Origin of the sequence: Rothia sp. HMSC066G07, assembly GCF_001814485.1 — a bacterium.
Taxonomy (GTDB): Bacteria; Actinomycetota; Actinomycetes; order Actinomycetales; family Micrococcaceae; genus Rothia.
Window position 1 is genome coordinate 70,922 of the sequence record NZ_KV816932.1, and the last position, 21,833, is coordinate 92,754.

Consider the following 21,833-nt stretch of genomic DNA (forward strand, 5'->3'; position numbering starts at 1 on the left):
CTACGCTGCCGGGACCGGGTTGAGGTCACTGGGCTTGCCCACGGGAATCTTGGCACCGGTCAGCAGGACGGTGTTGGACTCGCCAGCTTCTGCCGCCGCAATTTCCTCGGGGGTTGCGGGGCGAATCTGCTCGCGCTCCAGCACATACAGGTGCGAACCCTCGTCGCTGCCGTTGGGCTCGTTGATGAAGGCGCGGAAGCGGCGCAGACGGCGCTCGTCGCGCAGGGTTGCTGCCCACTCGTCCTCGTAGGAGTCAACGTGACGCTGCATGTCGCGCTCCAGGTCCTCGCACACGCCCAGGGAGTCCTCAATGAGGACGGACTGCAGGTGTGCCAGACCGTCGCCGTGCTCCTCATCCAGATCCTCGAGCCAGCGAGCGGTACGCTGCAGCTTGTCTGCGGTACGGATGTAGTACATCAGGTAGCGGTCAATGTAGCGGATGATGTCCTCGCTGGAGGCGTCCTTGACGAAGAGGCGACCGTGAGCGGGGTTTGCACCACCGTTACCGCCCAGGTACAGGTTCCAGCCGTTGGTGGTTGCAATCAGACCAACGTCCTTGCCCTGTGCCTCAGCACATTCACGGTTACAACCGGAAACGCCGAACTTGAACTTGTGCGGGGAACGCAGACCGCGGTAACGGTTCTCCAGCTGGATTGCCATGCCGGTAGAGTCCTGAACACCGAAGCGGCACCAGGTCGAACCCATGCAGGACTTCACGTTACGCAGGGACTTACCGTATGCCTGACCGGATTCGAAGCCGGCATCCACCAGGCGCTCCCAAATGTAGGGCAGCTGCTCCAGGCGAGCACCGAACATACCGATACGCTGCGCACCGGTAATCTTCACATACAGACCGAACTCTTCAGCGACCTCTGCGATGACGCCCAGCTTCTTAGCGGGAATCTCACCTGCAGGAATACGCGGAACGACGGAGTAGGTACCGTTCTTCTGCATGTTCGCCAGTGCGCGGTCGTTGGTCTCCTGAATACCACCGCGGCCTGCGTCCAGGACGTAGGAGTTGCGGAAGGAGGAGAGAATCGACGCAACGGTCGGCTTACAGATTGCACAGCCGTCGCCACCGCGGCCGAAGCGTGCCAGAACGGAGTCAAAGTCGTCCAGGTTGGTCAGGCGCACAGCCTCAGCCAGCTCCGCACGGGAGAAGTCGAAGTGCTCACACAGTGCCTTGGAGACGGTCAGACCCATCTTCTTCATCTGCTGTTCCAGAGTCTTCTGCAGCATCGGAACACAGGAACCACACTGGGTACCCGCGGTGGTGCAGGACTTCAGGGATGCAACATCGTGGTTGCCGTCAACGATAGCCTCGCGGACAGCACCGAAGCTGATGTTGTTGCAGGAACACAGGATTGCGTCGTCGGGCAGTTCGGTGTCGGGGATGCCGTCGCCGCCGCCAGCTGCGGTCAGGTAAACGTTCGGTTCAGCGGGCAGTTCGCGGCCGAGCAGGGGCTTAAGGGAGTCGAAGGGAGCGGTGTCACCGACGAACACGCCACCGAGCAGGGTCTTTGCGTCGCCGCTAGTCACGATCTTCTGGTACATGCCGCGTGCGGGGTCTGCGAACAGAACCTCGAGGCAACCCTCGGTGGTGCCGCGGCGGTCACCGAAGCCAGCCACCTGAACGCCGGAGAACTTCAGCTTGGTTGCGATGTCGAACTCTTCAACCTGAGCTTCTTCGTTGTCGTTGAGCAGGTTAGCTGCCACAGCATCAGCCATAGCGTTAGCCGGTGCGACCAGACCCCAGGTGCGGCCCAGCACGCAGGCGACCTCACCGATAGCCCAAATGTGCTCGTCGGAGGAGTGGCATGCGTCGTTGACGAGAATACCGCCGCGCTCGCCCAGTGCCAGGTCGGCGTCGCGTGCCAGCTCGTCGTTGGGGCGAATACCGGCACCGAAGACCACCATGTCGGCGGGCAGGGTGCGGATTTCTGCATCCTCAGAGGGAGAATCTGCGATGGAGACGGAGACGACGTTGCCGTCAGCATCCTTGTTGATGCCGGAGATGTACACGCCGGTCTCAATCTCAATGCCGGTTGCCTTAATCTGGGCGTTCACGGCGTAACCGCCACCCTGGTCAACCTCAACGGAAAGCAGCCAGGGAGCCACATCCAGGATGGTGGGCTCTGCGCCCAGGTCCTTCAGACCCTCAGCTGCTTCGAGGCCGAGCAGACCGCCACCGACGACAATACCGCGGGGTGCGCGGCCGAGGGTGTCCTGCAGGCGGTTAACCTCGGAGACCATGTTCTTCACGTCGTCAATGGTGCGGAAGACGTGTGCGGCGTCCGAGTTAAGAATGGGGATACGAACCGCGCGGGAACCGGTCGCGAAGACCAGCACGTCGTAGGGGTACTCGTTGCCCTCGGTGTCGGTGACGACGCGGCGGGTGCGGTCAAGCTTCTCTGCGTGGCAGTTGTTGACCAGGTTGATGTTCTCTGCATTCCAGAGTTCGGGGTCACCGAGGGTCAGGTCCTTCTCGGTGTCCTTGAAAATCTTCTCGATAGCAACGCGGTCGTAGGGGATGTAGGGCTCATCGTTGAGGACGGTGATGGTGTCCGCTGCGCGACCGGCAGCTTCAGCGCCTTCGTGGTACGCGCGTACAAAACGCCACGCAGCGGGGCCTGCGCCGACAACGAGAATGTTGCGGGGGGTGTGCGACATGGATTTTCCTTCCTAGTTGTAATGCAGGTAGTTCATGGCACTTATCTACCCTCAGTGTGCGGCTGGATCGTGCCCGGTATTGGAACTCCTAGTTTCCGTACCGTTGGGCTCGTACCTGATGCGTACCGAGTAGTTGAAGCGCCCGCTTCTTTAGAATGCATCTGAAAATTACGAAACATTTTTGTGTGGGATTATGTTGTTTTCTTCAGGCAGTCAAAAGGCGTTTTAAACTACGACTTTTATCGTACACTCTAGCGCGGGGTCGAAGCATCGAAAATCCGTATTTTTTGGGAAAATTTTCCAAAAAATCCGCGGAATACCGGGCTGGAATAGGGTATTCTTACCTTATCTAAACCTAATTTAGGTAAGGCTAATCTATGAAATTTGAGATCATCTTTTAGGGTAAAAATAACCTTTAGCACCCTCCGCGTGCCCCATTTCCAAATGTGGGTTTCATAAGGTAAACTCCAAACAAAGAACACACGAACCGCTATTGTGTCCTGCACCCCGCGCGGCGCAGACCACCACTTCGAAAGGAAACCCCCATGGCTGAGAACTGGGTACGCATCTGCGCTGAATCTGACCTCGAAGAAAACTGGGGCGAAGTCGCCCTGGTCGACGGCTACCAGTACGCCATCTACAAGACCAAGCACGGCATCTTCGCCGGCGACCACCTCGACCCGCACAGCCAGGCACTGGTCCTCGCACGCGGTATCGTCGGCGAGAAGAACGGCAACCCCACCATCACCTCCCCCCTCTACAAGGAGGTCTACGACCTGACCACCGGCGAGTGCGTCTCCGACCCCTCCTACTCCATCAAGGTCTACCCCGTAGAGGTCCGCGACGGCGACGTCTACCTCAAGACCGCCTAAACGCTCAACACTTCTCACTCAAAGACAGCAACACAAAAAACCTCGGGACGTAACAGTCCCGAGGTTTTTTGTATGGGTTTTCAGAAGCCCCTCATCAGGTGGTGTGAGCAGCGAGCACACTAGCCTGACTAGGTCATCTAGGCGGCGTCCAGCTGGGCGATAGCCGCATCCATGCGGTCAATAAAGCACTCCGCCACCACGGCAGCAGAAGCACCACCCTGCGCGTTCACCAGCGGCGCGGCAACCTTCACCGGCACACCGGTCGACTCAGCATCACGGCGCATCTTACCGGAGAAGAAACCCTCCGCCAGCAGGTAGGTCGCGGCAAACTTAGGCTGATGTTCGGCAACAACCTCGTGGAACTTCGGATCAATCGCGGCAATAAAGCCGTGATGTACCGGAGCGTTCAGCTCGTCAGCCAGCAGCTCAGCGGCACGGCTCATGTCCGCACGACCATCAGCACGAGAAGAACCCGCAGCACCCTGCACAACAGGGCCGTCACCGGGAGTCCAACCAGCCTCTTCCAGGCGGGCACGGGTCAGTGCGGCAAGGCGCGCATCCGGGCCCAGAGACTCGCCAATACTAATACGCTCAATACCGCTATTGCGTGCGGCACGACGCAAATCCACCTGAGTGTGGAAGCCGGTCGACAGCAGAATCGGCACGATCACGCAGGGCTCATCATTGGGCAGAGAGGCTGCGGCATCATCAACGCTGGGAGATTCCACATCCACATATGCGGCGTGGACACGGTACTCCACACCGTCATTACGCTGGGCAAGCAGGAACTTGATCTGCTCACGAATCAGCGTGATAGCTTCACGACCGGCGACCGAGTCAGTGCCGTGCGAAGTTGCGATTACATTCAGAATAGTCATATTTCCATTGTATGAAAGGAACACCCCGCTCCCCCACTCATGAACACGAGTGGCGAAGCGGGGTGTTGCACGAAGGCTAAATTTTAGCTCTTGCGGCGGCGAGCCACGACCAGTGCGGTACCCGCAGCCAGGGTGATAGCACCAGCTGCTGCGGCGAACATAGCGCCGGATGCGCCGGTCTGTGCCAGCTTCGAGGAGGAGCTACCGGAGGTCGAGGAACCACCTGCGGAAGAACCACCGTTAGAGGAGCCGCCATTGGAGCCGCTCACACCCAAGTTGTCGGAGGTGCCGGAACCTGCGTCAGAACCGCCGTTGGAGCCGCCCTTGTGGCCGGCTGCGTTCTGGTCGGCGGTGCTGCTCTCAGAAGCAGAAGCGCTCGCGGATGCAGACTCGCTCGCGGAAGCACTCGCGGACGCGGATGCACTCGCAGATGCAGACTCGCTAGCCGATGCGGTCACCGAAGCGCTACTGGAGCTGCTTGCGGAGCTCGATGCACTCGCAGAAGCGCTCGAAGAAGCAGACGCGCTAGCGGACGCCGATGCAGACGCGCTCACCGAGGGGGTCACGGCGGGAATGCTCGGAACCGCGGTCGGGGAAGCGCTCACCGATGCGCTCGGAGTTGCAGAAGGTGCTACAGAAGGTGCCACGGATGCGGTCGGCAGAGACGGCGAGGTGGGCTCCTCCGAAGGCACTGCGGTGGGTTCTGCAGTCTTGGTGGGCTCAACGGTTGCGGAAGGCTCCATAGTCGGCTCTGCAGAAGGTTCTGCGGTCACGCTAGGCTCTGCAGTTGCCGAGGGCTCGACGGTCGGCTCAGCAGTTGCAGAGGGAACCTCGGTCGGTGCCACGGTCGGTTCTGCAGTCTTGCTAGGCTCTGCAGTCGGTGCCACGGTGGGCGCGACAGTCGGCTCAGCAGACTTAGTGGGCTCTGCGGTCGGTGCCTCGGTCGGAGCAACAGTCGGCTCCGCAGTGACGGTAGGCTCAGCAGAAGGCGCGGCAGTCGGCTCAGCAGTCGGTGCCACGGTCGGAGCTACGGTGGGAGCAACGGTCGGCTCAGCAGACTTAGTGGGCTCGGGTGCCGGGGTCTGTTCCGGTGCCGAGTTCGCTGCCAGGCGGTTCAGCCACAGCTGATCCTCGTAGGTGTTCGGGTTCTCGAAGCTGGTCGGGTAGATAATATCGCCGTTAGGCAGCTCGAGAGCGTTGTAGCCGCCGCTCTTGTCGGTCTTGCGCATCGAGGAGAGAACCACCTCGTTCACCTTGTTCAGGGTCTCGTCCATGAACACCAGGCGGGAGCCGGATGCGTCCACCACAACCACGTTGCCCGCACGGGTCAGGAACATGGTGGCAACCTCGGTCTTCTCGAAGCCCTCAAGAGTTGCGGACTCGCGGACCACGCTGAAAGTGCCGTTCTCGTACTTGAGGATCTGCACCTTACCGCCGTACCAGTTGTTCCAACGGTAAATGTAGCCCTTGGGGCTGACCAGGGTCGAGGGCAGGGCGGTGTCGTAGCCTGCGGGTGAAGAGTTCGGCACCAGGGACACGCCGTTGCTGCTCATGTGCAGCAGGTGACCCTTCTGAACCGCCTTTTCGCCGGCCGCATCGTAGATGGAAGTCGACGGCGCGTACACGAAGCTGCCGTCGGGCAGCGGTGCGAGGGTCACGGTGTTGTTGGAGAACGAGTCGCCGTAGTACTCGTCGAGCGAGTATGCGTTCACAACCTGCGGGTCGATAGAGTCGGGCTTCGGCAGAGCCTGCGAGGTTGCCTTGCCGGATGCGTCAATGATGGTGAGCTTGCCGCCGCCCTGGCCGTCAATGCTGACGATACCCCAGGTGTTGTTGGCGGGGTTGTAGCCGATTGCCTTGACGGTGGTGGTGCCGAGGTCTGCGTTGGAGTAGGTGCCGGAGGAGACGAGCTTACCTTCAGCGGTTACGGTGTACAGCTCGGGCTTGTTGGTCTCGCTGTTGATGACGAGCATGCGGTTGCCGTCAGCATCCACGGCGAAAACGCCCTTGTTGGCCTTCAGTACGCCGGTGTCGGTCATCTTCAGGTTGGAGCTGGTCAGCACGGTGTAGGTGGTGTCGCCGCCGAAGCTCGGGGGTGCCACGTGCACGATGTGGTTCTGGCCCAGACGTGCGGTGTTCTGGGGCAGGTTCACGCCCGCACCGGTGTTGTAGGACTCAGCGACGCTGTAGGCGCTCTTGGGGGTGTTAGCTGCGCTACCGTTGTAGGAGATGCTCAGCGGGTCGAGGCTGGCGCCTTCGTTGTAGAAGTCGGAGAAGGCGTGGTTACCGTCGGCGGTCAGGTTCGCGGAGATGCCGCTGATGCTGACCACACCGTCCTTCTCGCTCTGCTTGGCGGTGCCGGTGCTCAGGGTCGCCATCTTGACTTCCATGGGGCCCTCGAACTTGCCGGAGGCGTAGTTCTTGGTGCGCACGGTCATGTAGAGGGAGCCGGTGCCGTCCGCGAGGTTCAGTTCCACGCGGGGGTTGGAGAAGGTGAGGTTCAGGGCGCAGCCGGTTTCGGGGTCCTGACCTTCGGCGCAGTGGCCGGTGAACCAGAGGCGGCCGGCAGCCTGCAGGGTGACCTGCTTACCGTCTTCAGAGACGGTGGTGGAGGTCGGGGTGAATGTGAACTGCTTTGCAGCTGCGTCCCAGGCTGCGCCGTCGGTCATTTCGCGGGGCATACCGTTGTAGGACAGGAAGGAGGCGCGCACGCCCCATCCGAAGGAGGCGCCGGCGGTTGCCTGGTCGCCTGCAGCGACGTTCTGTGCGGCAACGTTCTGGGCAGCGATATTAATGTTCTCGGCGAGAACGGGTGCCAGGGGCAGAGCAACAGCGCCAGCAACGGCGAGGGCGCAGGCTCCCTTGGAGAGGCGGGTGCCAGATGTGAAAATCTTCATTGGTGTGTATCCATACTATCGACACTGTTAGGACAGGCTTACTATATCGATAGCGTGAGTATTTCTCAACATCAGGTTCCAAGAAACCGTTTTGTGACAAACCACCCCACAGCACACTGACAGGGCAATAAACCCACCCCGCACCAGCACACCTCAACAGGCAACAGGGGCCGCTACTCCCCCACCCCCTACGCGACTAATCCTTCTTCGAAGCATGCATACGTGACATACCCAAAGCACCCAGAATCAGACCGCCACCCAGGGTCACCAAAATCGGCAGAAGCGGCGAACTCTTATCCATGTTGCGGGTAATCTGCGCCTCCGTTGCCTTCACACCATTCGGCGATCCGGGATCAGTACGAACCTGAGAGGAAGAACCGTTCAGAATCGCGGCACGGCGAGACTGAGCCGCCGAATCGGTACCCGAGGGCAAATTAGACTCGGGGGTCGCCACCTCAACAGGCTGCGCCTCCCCGGTGCGGTACCCCAGCGCCGAGGAAGACGCGGTGGCAGGGCTACCGGCAGCGCGCGGAACAGAAATCGTGGCGTCATTAGTACCCGGAGCCATGGCGGTATCAGCCTGAATACCGCGGGTCTTAGACTTAGAACCCGCAGCGGGTGCATCCGCAGTCTCAGAGGCAGACGCGGAAGGTACAGTAACCGGCTTCTCCTCGTTCACAGACGAAGAATTGGACGATGATCCACCGCCCTCAGAGGACGCCTGAGTCACCGTAAAACGCACCGTGTTGAGCTGAAGGTTACCGTCACCGGCAGCGTCAAAAGCCGCCACCAGGTACGTCTTACCGATCTGTAGGGACGCACCGGGCGCACCAATCACAGCCTCGAACGCACCCGCAGAAATAGATTCCGGGCCAACGTGCACAATGGCGAGCGCATCGCCCACGGTGTTGCCGTTGGAGTCGATTTCCATGACGATCAGGTCGTAACCCTTGTCATTCTGGGGGAAGTTCGTGGCACGGACCGTGACAGGCTTCGTATCATCCTGAGAGTCACCCTGCGAATCCTGAATAGACATGTGCGCCTTGCCCTTGCGCTGATTCATCGGGTCATACACGCTATTGTCTTCTGAGATAACGTACTGGCCAGAATCCTTGTTCTGCAGGTTGTCTACGGTACGGCGAACCGTGTCACCGTTCGTATCGGTGGACGACGTAGCGGTCGGCGAAGGCAGGTTTACCGCCTCGGGACTTGGGGTGGCACTTGCCTCAGCGGTTTCTGCCTCTTCACGCTCAATGTCGACCGGCGGTTCAGTAGGCTTTGCCTTACCGTTGCGCGGGTCAGCGGCCTCAACCAGGCGGTTCCCCCGCTCGGTGACAAAGAATTCGTAGGAGACACCGTGCGCGGTATCCTCCAGAACAATCACGTACACGACGTTAGAGTCCGTCGCCGGGCTCATCAGGAGGCGAAACTCCCCCTCCTTGGTCCCCTCAGCTAGGGTCGGGCTTTCCAGGACGGAGCCACCGTACTCACCGGAAGGGGTGTAGAAGTTCACGTCAACCAGAACGCTGGAGGCCTCCAGATCTTTAGGGAAACCCGTCCAACGTAGAAGATAGCCGCCATCCTTGAGCTGCGCCTTCATGGTGATGGTGGAGGCGGCGCCCTGTGCCTCCTGATTGTCTTCAGCCTGGTTCGCGTTCAAGGTCGCGGTTTTTTGCACGGCAGAGTGCGTCGTGACGGGTGCTTCCGTTGCGACAGAGGGTACAACAAGCCCGCACTGAAGCCCCGCAGCCAAAACGGTTGCGGTGACAATACGGTGCTTCGCTGAATAAATACTCATGCAATGCGTCTTTTCATGGTGGAAATGTGCTTGCTACTGCCCGTTCCTCATGTGCCGCGCGGACCCCCGAGTGCGCCATACACCCGGATTCGTCGTACCATACTCCGCTTCATATTTCAGGTGAAGAAGACCTGACAATAGCTCGCATCTATTTATCGGTTATTTCAACCCTATCACGAACCTTAAGGTTTATTCACGCGAGGGTAGAGTTTTTTTGAACACCCTGAACAAACGCCCTGAACACGCAACTCGCCCCCGCTATCTGCACCTACAGATAGCGGGGGCGAGCATTCCTCATGAAACGAAAAACATACTATACAGGGCCGGCAGAAAACGCCTGACTAGCGCATTAGCCGCCCAAGAAACCGCGGCGGTGAGCCATCCAGGCGGCACCAACCACGAGCGCCACACCAACGCCGCCAAGAGCCCAGAAAGCTACGCCATGCTGAGCAACCTCTTCACTCGCAGGTGCCGCAGTGGAAACCGCGGCCTTCACGCCGTCCTGACGGTCAGCGTTCGAGTACACCTGGGTGGTGTTCGAGTGCACCGCAGCGGAACGAGTGTTAGGCTCCGAGTGAATGACGGGAGTAAAACCCTTATTACCATTACCGGATTTCGTTGAAGCCGCCTTTTCCTCATCGGTCAGAGCGTCCAGGTTCGCCGCAACAGCAATAGACGCCGGGTCAGAACCCGAGCTATACGCCGAAACCTGGTTAGTGCGGGTCGGCTCGAAAGCCGAACGCGGGCTCATCGTGCGCGCCTGAGCCAAAGTCTGCAGAGCCTGACGCTGACGCTCAGCCTTCGCTTCCTTAGCCTTGGACATGGCGCTCACCGCATCCAGGGTGGAGCGGGGTGCGCTCGCGGCAGACTGACCCGAGCCCGACTGGGTTGCGTCAGAACGAGTCGAGACGGCGTTACTGGAGACGACACTAGTAGCGGCGGAGGGGCTACCCTGAGTGCCGCCGGTTGCCTCAGCCGCGGTAGTGCTGGGCGTAAGCGATGCGCTGGCATCCTGGCGGGGCGACTCATCCTTCGTCGAGGAGGTTGCGCTGCCGGTCGCCTCGCCGCTGACCTTGAAACGCACCGAAACGACTTCTTCTGCGTACTCAGTATCGTCGGCACGCACCAGGTAGGCGGTGTACACGGAGCCGGTCTTCAGCAGAGAGCCGGGCATGCCGATCTCTTCCTTGAAGGAACCATTCACGATACGGTCAGAGCTGATGCGAGTAATGGACAGCGCATCACCCTTGTGGTTGCCGCTCATATCGGTTTCAACCACAATCAGGTCGTAGCCAGCCGCGTTCGCGGGCACGCGCGCAGCACTGATAGTGACCGGCTTGGTTTCCTTATCGGAGCGAACCTCAGCATACGCAACCTTCAGTTCCGTAGCACTCAGAGTCTGGGTATCACGCGAAGAGGTGGAGCCGCCGGGGACCTGCTCCAGCTTCTGCGTGTGGGTTTCAAGGTTGGGGTTTTCAGCGGACTCAGAGGGAACCTCGGTCTTAACCTTGTCCTTACTGCCCTTCTGGTCTGCAGACTGCTGGGTCTTCTGCTCCTCTTCGCGGAGCTTATCCAGCGTCTTCAGTTCGTCAATGGTCGGCACCTGGTGGGCAGTTTCCTTCTTATCCACCATTACCTCGTCAGAGTCGTCCTCTACCGGGATAGTATGCGGCACGAGAGAGCCCTCAGAGATCATGAATTCGCCGTAGCCAGCATCGGAGGTCACCAGGTCCATGGCACTCATGGAGTAGTAGCCTTCCTGGGGCATCTGCGGCATCTCAAAGGTGACCAGCATCGAGCCGTCGTCCGCACGCTCAACCTGCATTGCGGAGGGCTCGTAGGTGTCAGACCCAAGCAACGTGCCAGTGGCGTCGTAGTACTGCATTACCAGGTACACCCTAGAGGCATCGCCCACGTAGCCGCCCTCATAGAGGGGCGCGAGCTTAATGGTTGCCTGACCGTCCTTGATGGACTGAATCTGAATCTCAATGGTATCGACCTCAATTTCAAGGTCTTCGTAGGGGCAGCTTGAATTAAATTCGCTATTAACCAGAGCCGCCAGGCAATCATTCACGTTAATTGCTTCAGCCTCTACTGCGGAGGCGCCAGGAAGCACAAAAGCGCTTGCGCCTAGAGCGGCAACAAGCGAAAAAGCATGAATGCGTTTCGGAAGTCGAGTGATAGTCATGTGTGCCATTTCGATCGATGTAGGCGCAAAGCGTGGACTAGGGGCGGCTCACCACAAGCCCGGTGTTTCTATCCAAGTATTTGCGCACCAGTACGTCGGTTACACCCTAGCCTAACACGGATATTGCACTAAATGTTGCATTGCATTCATGTGCTAAAACTTTATGTCGCAATAATTACCGAAATAAAAGGGAATTAAATACTTTACTGAGATATAAATAACGTAAAATTCGAATGCCATAAAATATTCCCAGCAGTGCACTAAAAGATTTTTTACACCGCCCAAGGCGCGACAGAACCACTGTATAACAGAGCCACTGTATAACAGGGCCACTATAGAATTGAGCCGCTGTATAACAGAGCCAACACTCGGACACACAGAAGGGGCATGCAGAAGGCGCCCCACCAAACACGCACCCACACGGCACGCACTCGGCAGAGCGCCTCCCACTCAACAACTCCCCCACAAGGAGCCACCCACACGCCTCACAGCACTAAACAGCACCAAGAAACGGATGCACTAAACTACTCAGCACCCAGCTCCTCAGCACCCTCAAGGCGACGACGATACACATTCACCGCCACAGCAGTACCCACAAAGGCAACCGAACCCAGCAGAGCAATACTCAGCGGCAAGGTACCCTCCGGCAGCGGGCCGTTATCCTGAGCGCTCGCCTCCAGCTTCGAACCGGAAGAATCACCGCGCGACTTCGAGCTACGCGTATAGAAACTACCCGAACCGGCGGCACCCACATTCTCCTGCGGCGAAGCAACAGTCACCGTCTCCCCCTCAGGAGACTGGTAACCCAGCAGGTTCACCACGGTACGACCCGGCAACATCACCGCATAACCAGACATCACCATCGTCGAAGGAACCACCGCAGTCTCAGCCACAGAACTACGAGCCTGCGCGGTAATCGCACGCGCCGACTGCTGCGCCTGCACAATATAACCCAGGGCGCTATCCACCGACGGAATCTTGGCAACCGAATCAGTCACCAAATCCTGAGCATCCGCAGAGGCATCTGAAGAGTCCACAGCGTTCACACGGCCCGAAGGCGCCGAAGAACCCACACGCTGATTCACTTCAGAAATCACCGGACGAGCAGTAGTATTCGCAGGCTTCGGAGCCGGATCAACAGGAACAGCACGCTGAATCACGCTCACACCAAAAGCGCTAGTCGCCATGAGCTTCAGCTCCTCGGTGGAGTCACCGCCCACCACAACCACGCGGTAACGCTTACCCGCATGCAAGGAGGTTCCGGGAACCTTCAAATCAGCAGAGAAAGAAGCATCAATCACCTGCTGCGGGCTCACGTGAGTGGTCGCCAGCGGCGAACCCACCGCACCGCCGTCAGCGGGCATTTCAAAGACCATCACGTCATAACCCAGGCCGCTCTCCGCCACATTCCTAGCGCGCACACTAATCGGCTGCAGCTCATCCGAGCCGCGCAGTTCTGCGGTAGAAATCTCCAGGGTCGCCTCGCGAGTCTCCGCGGGAGCCTGATCGGAACGGGAATGCACCAGCAGACGATCCTCGGTCACCTCAGCGGGCGCCGCATCAGCAGCAGACGCGCTCGCCGAGGCATTCGCCGACGCACTAGCGGATGCGCTCGCGGAAGGACGAGCCAAAGCGCTCTGCGATGCAGACGGCGCTTCAGAAGGTGCCGGGGCGACCGTCGGGCGCGGGCTATCCTTCGCGGCGCTCGGGGATGCACTCGGGCTTGCGGACACCTCGGGGGCGGGATTCGCCTCCACGCGGTTAGCACGGGGAACGCCAGGCGTGTCAGGGAAGAAAATGTTCTGGCGGCTCGCCAGAATCTCGTCAACGGTCGCACCCTGTTCAGGCATGAACTCAACCGAAATAGCATCCTTGGTACTCAGGTTCTGCACCTCAACCATATACGGCTGCTCAACGTTCAGACGCTGGTGAATACTGACCTCTAGCGCACCCTCATCGTTCAGAGAGGCAGTCATCTGGGAGGCAGGCACGGTCATCGCCGCCACGATACCATCGTCAACGGAAATAGCGACCAGGCGAACCCTCAGATTCTCCAAAGAAGTTACACCGGTCAACGACAGCAGGGTGTAATCATTGCTCTGAGCAACCAGGTTCAGGGTAAAGTCGTGGCTGACCACATCGGCGGCAACGGCGACGGGAAGTTCAGGCTTCGGAGTCTGCTGAGTCTGCGCGTGAGCGGCAGAGGCGAAGGTAGCGGGGGCCAGAGTTGCAGGCGCGACGGAGCCACCCAAACCGAGGGCGGCAGACGCTACTAGCGCCGCGCCGCGAGCAGTTCGCTGCGTGGAAAACATGGTCACCTATTTTCGTGAGTGAGTGTGATGAATCGTCGTGTGATTCCTGCGCCCAAAGGTCGGAAGTAGGCGCAGGATAACGGTTCTCTCATATCGGTGACCGGAGGCGCTTCACAGCGACTCCTCACCCCGGGTGAACGAGGTGATAAAGAGTGATAGTACCGTCTATAACAGCACTCTAAATTATAGGTATAACCTTAGAAAAAGTTAAAGATGTAGGGACGCCCGAATCTTGCATTTCGGACGTCCCTACATCTATGTGCACGTTTTGCCTAGTGGGGCAATAATTGCCCCGTTTTAGCGGCGAGAACTGAGCCGCATCTCACTACGGCGACGGCGGCTCAAACGCATACCAGCAAGCAGCGACAGCGATCCAGCGGCGCTAATAACCAACATATTGGAGGCGCCGGTAGCCGCCAGCTGCTCGCGCTTCGGCTGGGTAGCAGCGGCAACCTTCTGAGAGCCAGACGCCCGTGCCTCAACCTTCTGAGCATCGCTCTTCTGGGCATCACCCTTCTGTGCGGAAGTGTTCTGAGCAGGGGCGTTCTGGGAGGCATTCTGGGTAGCAACCGGAGCGTCATTCTTCTGCTCAGTGCTACTCTCCCCCGCCTTCTGCTCGACAGCGGAAGCCTGATCAGCCACCGGAGCAGGCTCCGAAGTAGCAGACTCAGAAGGTGCCGAGGCATCAGCTGCGGGAGCTTCAGCCGCAGGTACATCCGCCGCGGGTGCATCCTGCTCAGGGGTTGCGGGCGCGTTATCCGCACTATCGCGCTCGACAGTGAAGCCGCCGTTGACCATGCGCACGGTGCCCTGCTCATCCTCCGCCACAGCACTCACACGGTAGGTGGTGCCGGGCTTGAGCTCCGAGCCGGGAATCTGCACCTGTGCGGTGAAAGCACCGGAGTCGTCAATCTCAGAGACATCAGCCGACGCAATCACGCCGCCGGTAGCCACTCCGTATTCATCGATAGCGCTAACCATCAGGTGCACCGAGCTGACGCCGGTGAAGCCCTCTCCACGCAGGGTCAGGGTCTTTGCGGAATCGTTTTCGGGAACTACGGTTTCTTCTACGTGCAGGCGGGCGGTCATCACGGGGTTAGCGGTGTTGTTGGTCTGTTCTTCGGTGGTGTCGTGGACGCGGTCAAAAACGGTGTTGCGCGGCAGGCTGTAGTGGCGGCGCGGGTCGTTCTCGGGCAGTACGTGGTCGAACTGCTCGACGGGGCTCGCGGCAACTGCCTGAGCGGACTGCGTGCTCGGGGTAGCCTGGGCGACCTGCTCGGGCTGCGCCTCCTCTTCGAACTGCTTCTTCTTGAACTGTGCCTGCTCCGCCATTGCACGCTCAGCGGTGGCAACCGGAGCGGAGCCATTCTGTACATTCCAACCATTCATGAAGGGAACCTCAACTTCCTGGGCGGTGTAACCATTAGCTGCAGAGGGAGCCACCTCAACGCTCAGCACGTAACGCAGATTCTCGTGGACGTTCTGAACTTCTTCCAGCATGGATCCGGGCACCTCAATGCCATCCAGGAGGGTACCGTTCACAACGTCGGCGCGCGCGGGAGAAACAGCCAGCAGCATGCGGTTACCCTGGCTATCCAAGGCGTAGACGTAGGTCATCACTTCAAATGCCTGCGCTTCACCCAGGCCGGTGACCTTGTAAACCACCAGGTTCTTCTCCTGTGGAATTTCCATCTGGCCCGAGAGAATCTGAGCATTCAGCGGCTCATCCTGAGTATTTGCGGGCAGCAGCTCCAGCGGTGCAGAGGAGTTGTAGGAGGGATCCTCCGTCGCGTAGCCCTTGGCAGGGTCAACCACGGCAGTTGCGACGACGTACTGCTGGTTGGGGTCGAGGGTACCTGCAGGCAGGGTCAACTGGGTGCTGAAACGGCCACCGTCCACATCGAGTTCGGGCACGAGGGTCATCGTCACTGCAGAGCCGCGGCCCAGTGCGTAGAGGGGGTACTGGCGGTATTCGCTCACGTACACTGCCACACCGTAACGTTCAACGGCACCGCCGGTAAAGCCTTCACCGGTGACGGTGATGCTCTGGGAACGTGCCGGGTTAATGACGACGCCCTGCTCCACATACACCTGCGGGGAGGTTTGGGTAGCGACGTTTTCGATGGGGGTTGCGTTTGCTGCGGAGGGGGGATTGTCGGGTTCTACCGCAGTCGATGAAGCAATTCCGCCAGTATTTTGCACCTGCACATCTGCGTGCGCAGCACCAACACCGGTAACGGACAGGACGGAAGCAGCAATGGCGGCTGTTGCTCGGGTTTTTGAGTGAGCGGGTTCGGGCATGGAACACACCTTTTCTGTGAGTGTGAACGATACCCTCCGGAGGGTGCCACGGATTGAAGATGGTTGGGTACCTCTTCAGGAATGAACGCTATAACGCACGGACTAGTCATAACATTCATGTAATGGTGGAAGTTGCCGCGAAGGGAATCGCTCTATTTATCGGTAATTCCACACTAACAATACTTTTTAGGTTATTGCTGTAAATACGCTTTACGTCCTGACTATTTTCTTGTGCAATAACCCACATGGAATATTTTTTACTCTCCGGAACAGTATCAAGAGCATTCAAATTGCATGGACTAGGCGAAATTTTTCAACTCTCCCTTGAGGTTCAAGGTTTTATTGCATGCATATGCAGTTTTAATGGATTTGAGATAAAAATATTCTGCACATTCATGCATTTAATTTATTTCTTTTAAGTGAAAAAATGCAGGTCACAGCGCCTTTTCCCGCACATTGATTAAAAGCGTGCGTACCAATAACCACGCACAAAATAAGTCGACAAAATCATTCCGCTACACCACCCCACCCCAGCACCCTCAGTAATAAACTCCCTATGAATCGGTAATACGAACGACTCTCTTGCCGCGCGTATGGCCAGCCTTCAAATCGCGGTATGCTGCACGGACGTCCTCAATCGTGAACCCGTACACGCGATCCAGCCGAATTGACACCTTTCCCTCGGTAACCAGCTCGGCTAGGGCTTCAAAATCCCCGTGTTCCGAGTGGCGGGGGCCCGTAAACTGCGCTCCCCGGATAATGACCTTGGGTGAAGGAACGAGAGTTCCAATGTCTTTACCTTTCAGACCCAGCGAGAATGCCAAGCTGACGTAGTCGCCACCATAGCAGTCCAGGAACTTCGTCACGCGACCCTCAGCAGCCTTGAGCACACGCTCCCTAACGCCCTCACCGTAGGCAACCGGAACAGCACCCAGTGACCTAACAAATTCGGCATTCGCAGCCCCCGCGATTCCGACGACCCGTGCGCCACGAGCCACCGCATACTGCACGGCGGTGGACCCAATTCCGCCCGAGGCTGCAGAAATGACCACAGTATCGCCCGCACCCATGCCAATATGGCGGAAGGCGCCTCCCACGGTCAAGGCCGCGACACCCATTGCAGCGGCATGGTCAAAATCAATGGAGGCGGGCTTAAGCGCAATATCACCGGTATTCACGCAAATTTCCGTAGCCAGAGATCCCCTCTTGGTACCCAGACCAGGGGCACTAATAATGGTTCCGAAGACATCGTCACCCACATGGTAACCCGATACGCCGGGCCCCACCTCGAGCACCGTGCCGGAGAAATCACGCCCTACTCCACGAGGGAACTGCGATTTCTTTGATTCAAACCAACGGCGGGGGTTCCTGATTTTCATGACGCGCGAGAGCATCCTGAGCTGCGGAGAGCCCTCAAAGATCTTATAGTCCACAGGATTCAGGCCGACCGCACGCACCGCAATCTTTACCTGCCCCTCTTCGGGGTTCTCCCCCGGTACGTTCGCGAGCTTCAGATTCTCCACGGGCCCAAAGCAGTCATACTGCACCGCCTGCACGCTCATCGTTTCTCGTTCCTTTCTTCCCGACTCGGGACTCCAAAACTCACAGGCTCAGGAAACCCGCAACAAACAAATCTGCACCGGCATGTCCAACTATCGCGATTGTTATGTTCCGCAAAATACCGCTTTGCACGTTGTTCCCACTGTTCTGAACACGCAGAAACGCCCTCGCGGTCTCCAGGAATATTTTACTCCCAAGGAAACCACGAGGGCGTTTCATAAGACTCTATGTGAAAGGATAAACCTTAGAGGCTGCGGCGGCGCAGGAGCATCAGTGCAGCACCAGCAATCAGAGCTGCGGCACCAACGCCAGCGATACCTGCAACGCCCTCAGCACCGGTGTGTGCCAGCTGCTGCTTCGAGGAGGAGGAAGCCTGAGCCGAGCCCTTGGTGCCGGAGACGCCTACAGTGTGGCCCTTGGAGCTAGAGGAGGTAGCAGCGGATGCGTTACCAACCTTAGCCTTGGGTGCCTGAGAAGAGGGCATGCGGGTCTCGGTTACGACAACCGAACCGTCTTCGCGCATTTCAGCGGTGAAGACGCTGGTGGTGCCGTCGCCGTTATCGCGAACGGTGGTGCTCTCGTCCTCGGTAGCTGCCGGCAGGGTCGGTGCGGGGTTGTTCGCATCGCTCACGGTGGCGGTGGTGACTGCAACCTGGTGTACCGGGCCGTTGGGGTCGCTGGTTGCCACCATTGCGTAGGCGTAACCGGGCTGCAGCAGTTCAGCAAGAACGCTGACCTTGACGCGGAAGGTGCCGTTCACGATTTCAGAAGCGGGTACGTCGTGGGTTGCCAGAGCGTCGCCGGTGATGTTGCCGTTTGCATCCAGGCGGAAGATAGCGATCTGCACACCGTTAGCGACGGACTCGTGGGTGAAGCCGGAGCCGTTGAAGGTCAGGACGTTGTACTGATCGTTCGGGTTCAGGGAAGCGTCCTCGGTGGTGAGGGTTGCGTTCTCGGGTGCTGCGGGAGCCTCCGGAGCGGGGGTCTCGTCAGCCTTGGGGGTCTCAGTCTTAGGTGCTTCCGGAGCAGGAGCTTCTTCCTTGGGTGCTTCAGTCTTGGGAGCCTCGGGTGCCGGGGTCTCGTCAGCCTTCGGGGTCTCCGGTGCCGGGGTCACGGGAGCGGGGGTCTCTTTGTTCTTGGGTGCCTCGGGAGAGGTGGACTCGGTGACCTTGAAGGAGGAGAGAGCCACGAGCTTCTGGTCAGCCTGAGCAGCCTGAGGGTTGCTCACAGCAACCAGAGCGTAGGAAGCGCCGGCGGGCAGCTTGCTTGCCTCGACAGTGAAGGAAGTCTTGAAGGAGCCATCCTGAATCTGGTCCGCAGACACGGACACGGTGGTGATGGCGTCACCGGTAATCTGCTGGTTCTCATCCAGCGCGTAGATGCTGACCTGAACGCCGGGGCCGACCTTCTCGCCGTAGAAGCCGGTACCAACAACGCTCACGGTGTTAAACTGCGCATCACCGGAGAAGCGTGCGTTCTCGATGGAGACGAAGGGGTTAGCCTGCTTCGCCTCGGGAGCCGGGGTGGAGGGAGTGGTGGGCTCGGGGGTTGCGGGAGCAGGGGTCTCAGCCTTAGGAGTCTCAGCCTTGGGGGTTTCAGCCTTAGGAGTCTCAGCCTTAGGAGTCTCAGCCTTAGGTGCTTCGGTTGCCTCAGCCTTAGGAGCTTCAGCCTTAGGAGCTTCAGCCTTAGGAGCCTCGGTTGCTTCAGCCTTGGGAGTCTCTGCCTTAGGAGTCTCTGCCTTGGGAGCCTCGGTAGCCTCAGTCTTAGGAGTCTCTGCCTTGGGAGCCTCGGTTGCCTCAGCCTTAGGTGCTTCAGTCTTAGGAGCTTCAGCCTTGGGGGTCTCGGTTGCGTTGCCGCCGGGCAGGGAAGAAGTCTGAGCAGTTGCCTTCTGGTCGACAACCTGCTGCTGCTGATCAGCGGGTGCTTCTGCCGCGAAAGTTGCCGGGATTGCTGCCACGGAACCAGCAGTAAAGGCTGCCGCTGCTGCGATCTTGTAAACGCGACGGGTAGTCTTCGACATTTTTCCTCGATCTCTGAATTATCGGTGGTGAACCTACGCGGTGTGCCTCCGTCTTTGAGGGGCGCGCAGATTCACACATGGGTGTGACTGCTAAAAGGCTAACACCCAACTCTGAGTCTTCTGCCTTCTTAATGCCCGCTTTAAGTAACTGTAATGAAATCGTTATAAAACCACCCCTAAAGTTGAGAGTTAATACAGACCAATTATGGTGTTTTGTGGTCATGTACTGACATATGAACGCCGGCAACCCTACATTTTGATTGCATTTGAAGAAAATATGATACTTTCCATGGATAATTTCACCCCAACTATTTCACCATAGTAAACCTTAAAGTCTCACGTACCACTTTATAGTTCCATCAAGTACTCCTTGATACCTCTCCCCCCACCTATTCCCACCCCGCATGGCACCCGGACCAAAGCTCCACACAAGCCACAGACCTACCGGGCGCACCAACAAAAAAAGCCTCGCCCGCATCCCAAGAATCAGGAATGCAGGCGAGGCAAACACAAAACCCCGCATCAGCGGACGCAAGAGCACAAAGCTTAGCTCTCCTTGCGAATCACCTTGAACTGGCTGGGCTGCGCCACCGGGCGAATCGTAATGCGGTCAAGGTTCACGTGGTGCGGAACGTTCAGCGCAAAGGTCACGGTCTGCGCCACATCCTCGGCGGTCAGCGGCTTCTCAACACCCGCATAGACGCGCTCGGCGGCTTCCTTGGAACCCAGACGATTTAGGGAGAACTCCTCGGTGTGCACCATGCCCGGGCAAATCTCAATCACGCGAACGTTATATTCCGCTTCTTCCAGGCGGAGCGCCTCCGTCAGGCCGCGAGCGCCGAACTTCGCCGCATTGTATCCGGCACCGCCCTCGTAACCGTGCTCGGCTGCAGTGGAGGTCAGGTTCAGGATCGTGCCGTGACCGTTCAGGCGCAACGCCTCCGCGAAGGCACGCACCATGTGCAGAATACCGAGAACATTCATCTGGTACATCTTCAAATAATCGGTAGGCTTGCCGTCGGCAACCTTATCCACGCCAATAGCACCACCGGCAATATTGACCAGGGCGTCAATGGTGCCCTGCTCCTCCAGGATCTGCTCGGCAACAAAGCGGACGGAATGCTCGTCGGTCACGTCGCAGGTCACCGGGTGAGCGCCGGTTTCCGCGTAGAGAGTGTAGAGGCGGTCGGTGCGACGAGCCAGAGCATAGACGGTCCAGCCGCTTGCTACTAGCTGCTGCACGGTGGCTCGGCCAATACCGCTGGAGGCGCCGGTCACCACGGCAACTTTGCCGTCGCCGGTATGGGGCAGGAAAGGAGATGCAGGAATGTGGGTGTTCTCAGTCATACTTTAATCCTAGTAGAGTGATGCCCGCGGGTGCTCTGTTCGAGCAGACCCGCGGGCATGTATTTTGAAATTTTCGATAGCGAGATAGATGCCGACAATGCCACCATTCAGGACGAACGGTACAGACGCTGTCACACCTACTACTTGCGGCGACGAGGCAAACCCCAACGACTCCTGCCGCCGTCACGGAACCCGAGGCGATGCTCAAAGTACACGGGCGAGCTACTGCCGGTCTTAATCGTGTCCGGAGGGACCGTACCTTCACGCGCAGACAGCAGATAAAGAACCGCAGCGCCGGGCATGAACGCAATCAGAGGCAGTACGAAACGCATACGCGCCTCACCGTAACCGCTACGCACCGTCAAATGCCAGATGCACAACGCAACCAGCACCAGGTGCAGTATCAGCAGAACGGTTTCAGACGTGCCCAAACCAAAAATACTCAGAGAACTCATTGGCAACTCCTCAAAGGTCGTGTATCTTCAGTCTACGCCGCGCCCGCTCTGCTGAGAAGGATTCGTGGGCATTGATACTGCAGATTTTCGCGCATACACTGCAGGTAATCAGGGGCAGCAATATTAGGGGGTCTCTCCCCCATTACCGTTTCCACCGAGTTTGTCACTGAATCGCCAATTACTCCTCATATAGGGAGCCTCCACATGACAGCAACACCGCACCAGCACATCACCGACCTTAAAGAGCAGCGCCGCACCCTCCAGCAGCGGGCGCGCAGCATCCGTGCCACCACCGGACTCCCCTACAGTTCCGAAGTTCACCTACTGCTCGGGCAGAGCTACCTCGACCCCGCCAGCTGGCAGGAGCTCACCGCCTCCGGCGGGGTACGCGCCGCAGTGCGCAGGGCACAATTTGTGAGCCGGTACCGGCACCTCCTGGCGCGCCTAGAAGCCGCAATCAAGCAGTACGAACAGGCAAGCACAGCGCAGAATTCCCCCGGAGCTGAGAGAATGCCGTGAATATGAGAAAATAGCC

13 protein-coding genes are annotated in these 21,833 nt (G+C 58.7%); 2 read left to right on the forward strand and 11 right to left on the reverse strand.

Translation table 11 applies throughout. From position 1 onward, the window contains the following. A complete protein-coding gene (gene nirB, locus HMPREF2971_RS07495; RefSeq protein ID WP_070692229.1) occupies positions 1–2,670 on the reverse strand; it encodes a nitrite reductase large subunit NirB in 2,670 nt (889 codons plus the stop codon). A gap of 545 nt (positions 2,671–3,215) precedes the next feature. Here nirB and nirD point away from each other — a divergent pair. Continuing rightward, entirely contained in the window at positions 3,216–3,542 is a 327-nt protein-coding gene (gene nirD / locus HMPREF2971_RS07500) for a nitrite reductase small subunit NirD (RefSeq protein ID WP_005505749.1), read from the forward strand. A gap of 137 nt (positions 3,543–3,679) precedes the next feature. Here the strand turns inward: nirD and HMPREF2971_RS07505 are convergent, their stop codons facing one another. The 10 genes from HMPREF2971_RS07505 to HMPREF2971_RS07555 form a co-directional block, all read right to left on the reverse strand. Beyond that, positions 3,680–4,420 (reverse strand): sirohydrochlorin chelatase, encoded by a 741-nt coding sequence (locus HMPREF2971_RS07505; RefSeq protein ID WP_044150367.1) that lies wholly within the window; start codon positions 4,418–4,420, stop codon positions 3,680–3,682. Between the two features lie 83 nt (positions 4,421–4,503). Beyond that, positions 4,504–7,317, reverse strand: a complete 2,814-nt coding sequence (locus HMPREF2971_RS07510) for an HtaA domain-containing protein (RefSeq protein WP_070692232.1) — start codon at positions 7,315–7,317, stop codon at positions 4,504–4,506. A gap of 196 nt (positions 7,318–7,513) precedes the next feature. Further along, on the reverse strand, positions 7,514–9,115 hold the full coding sequence (locus tag HMPREF2971_RS07515; RefSeq protein ID WP_070692235.1) for an enoyl-CoA hydratase: 1,602 nt from the start codon (positions 9,113–9,115) through the stop codon (positions 7,514–7,516). 349 nt (positions 9,116–9,464) lie between these two features. Further along, positions 9,465–11,303 (reverse strand): hypothetical protein, encoded by a 1,839-nt coding sequence (locus HMPREF2971_RS07520; protein ID WP_246825088.1) that lies wholly within the window; start codon positions 11,301–11,303, stop codon positions 9,465–9,467. 524 nt (positions 11,304–11,827) lie between these two features. Then, on the reverse strand, positions 11,828–13,615 hold the full coding sequence (locus tag HMPREF2971_RS07525; protein ID WP_049363096.1) for a hypothetical protein: 1,788 nt from the start codon (positions 13,613–13,615) through the stop codon (positions 11,828–11,830). 297 nt (positions 13,616–13,912) lie between these two features. Continuing rightward, the gene (locus HMPREF2971_RS07530) at positions 13,913–15,916 is read right to left on the reverse strand and encodes an adhesin (RefSeq protein WP_070692242.1); all 2,004 of its coding nucleotides are present in this window, start codon (positions 15,914–15,916) and stop codon (positions 13,913–13,915) included. 554 nt (positions 15,917–16,470) lie between these two features. After that, a complete protein-coding gene (locus HMPREF2971_RS07535; protein ID WP_049356754.1) occupies positions 16,471–17,478 on the reverse strand; it encodes an NADP-dependent oxidoreductase in 1,008 nt (335 codons plus the stop codon). A gap of 242 nt (positions 17,479–17,720) precedes the next feature. Then, the gene (locus HMPREF2971_RS07540; protein WP_070692245.1) at positions 17,721–19,496 is read right to left on the reverse strand and encodes an LPXTG cell wall anchor domain-containing protein; all 1,776 of its coding nucleotides are present in this window, start codon (positions 19,494–19,496) and stop codon (positions 17,721–17,723) included. A gap of 546 nt (positions 19,497–20,042) precedes the next feature. Then, positions 20,043–20,843, reverse strand: coding sequence for an SDR family oxidoreductase (locus HMPREF2971_RS07550; protein WP_049363086.1), 801 nt, complete (start codon positions 20,841–20,843; stop codon positions 20,043–20,045). A gap of 140 nt (positions 20,844–20,983) precedes the next feature. Beyond that, entirely contained in the window at positions 20,984–21,298 is a 315-nt protein-coding gene (locus HMPREF2971_RS07555) for a penicillin-binding protein (protein ID WP_070635105.1), read from the reverse strand. 204 nt (positions 21,299–21,502) lie between these two features. On the opposite strand from HMPREF2971_RS07555, the gene HMPREF2971_RS07560 reads away from it, so the two are divergent. Then, positions 21,503–21,817, forward strand: a complete 315-nt coding sequence (locus HMPREF2971_RS07560) for a hypothetical protein (RefSeq protein ID WP_070692251.1) — start codon at positions 21,503–21,505, stop codon at positions 21,815–21,817. Positions 21,818–21,833: the final 16 nt, after the last annotated feature.

Coding starts and splice junctions, on each gene's coding strand:
- HMPREF2971_RS07555 (WP_070635105.1), bottom strand. CDS start 21,298: ATGAGTTCTCTGAGTATTTTTGGTTTGGGCACGTCTGAAACCGTTCTG.
- HMPREF2971_RS07540 (WP_070692245.1), bottom strand. CDS start 19,496: ATGTCGAAGACTACCCGTCGCGTTTACAAGATCGCAGCAGCGGCAGCC.
- HMPREF2971_RS07535 (WP_049356754.1), bottom strand. CDS start 17,478: ATGAGCGTGCAGGCGGTGCAGTATGACTGCTTTGGGCCCGTGGAGAAT.
- HMPREF2971_RS07505 (WP_044150367.1), bottom strand. CDS start 4,420: ATGACTATTCTGAATGTAATCGCAACTTCGCACGGCACTGACTCGGTC.
- nirB (WP_070692229.1), bottom strand. CDS start 2,670: ATGTCGCACACCCCCCGCAACATTCTCGTTGTCGGCGCAGGCCCCGCT.
- HMPREF2971_RS07515 (WP_070692235.1), bottom strand. CDS start 9,115: ATGAGTATTTATTCAGCGAAGCACCGTATTGTCACCGCAACCGTTTTG.
- HMPREF2971_RS07560 (WP_070692251.1), top strand. CDS start 21,503: ATGACAGCAACACCGCACCAGCACATCACCGACCTTAAAGAGCAGCGC.
- HMPREF2971_RS07530 (WP_070692242.1), bottom strand. CDS start 15,916: ATGCCCGAACCCGCTCACTCAAAAACCCGAGCAACAGCCGCCATTGCT.
- HMPREF2971_RS07510 (WP_070692232.1), bottom strand. CDS start 7,317: ATGAAGATTTTCACATCTGGCACCCGCCTCTCCAAGGGAGCCTGCGCC.
- nirD (WP_005505749.1), top strand. CDS start 3,216: ATGGCTGAGAACTGGGTACGCATCTGCGCTGAATCTGACCTCGAAGAA.
- HMPREF2971_RS07525 (WP_049363096.1), bottom strand. CDS start 13,615: ATGTTTTCCACGCAGCGAACTGCTCGCGGCGCGGCGCTAGTAGCGTCT.
- HMPREF2971_RS07550 (WP_049363086.1), bottom strand. CDS start 20,843: ATGACTGAGAACACCCACATTCCTGCATCTCCTTTCCTGCCCCATACC.
- HMPREF2971_RS07520 (WP_246825088.1), bottom strand. CDS start 11,303: ATGACTATCACTCGACTTCCGAAACGCATTCATGCTTTTTCGCTTGTT.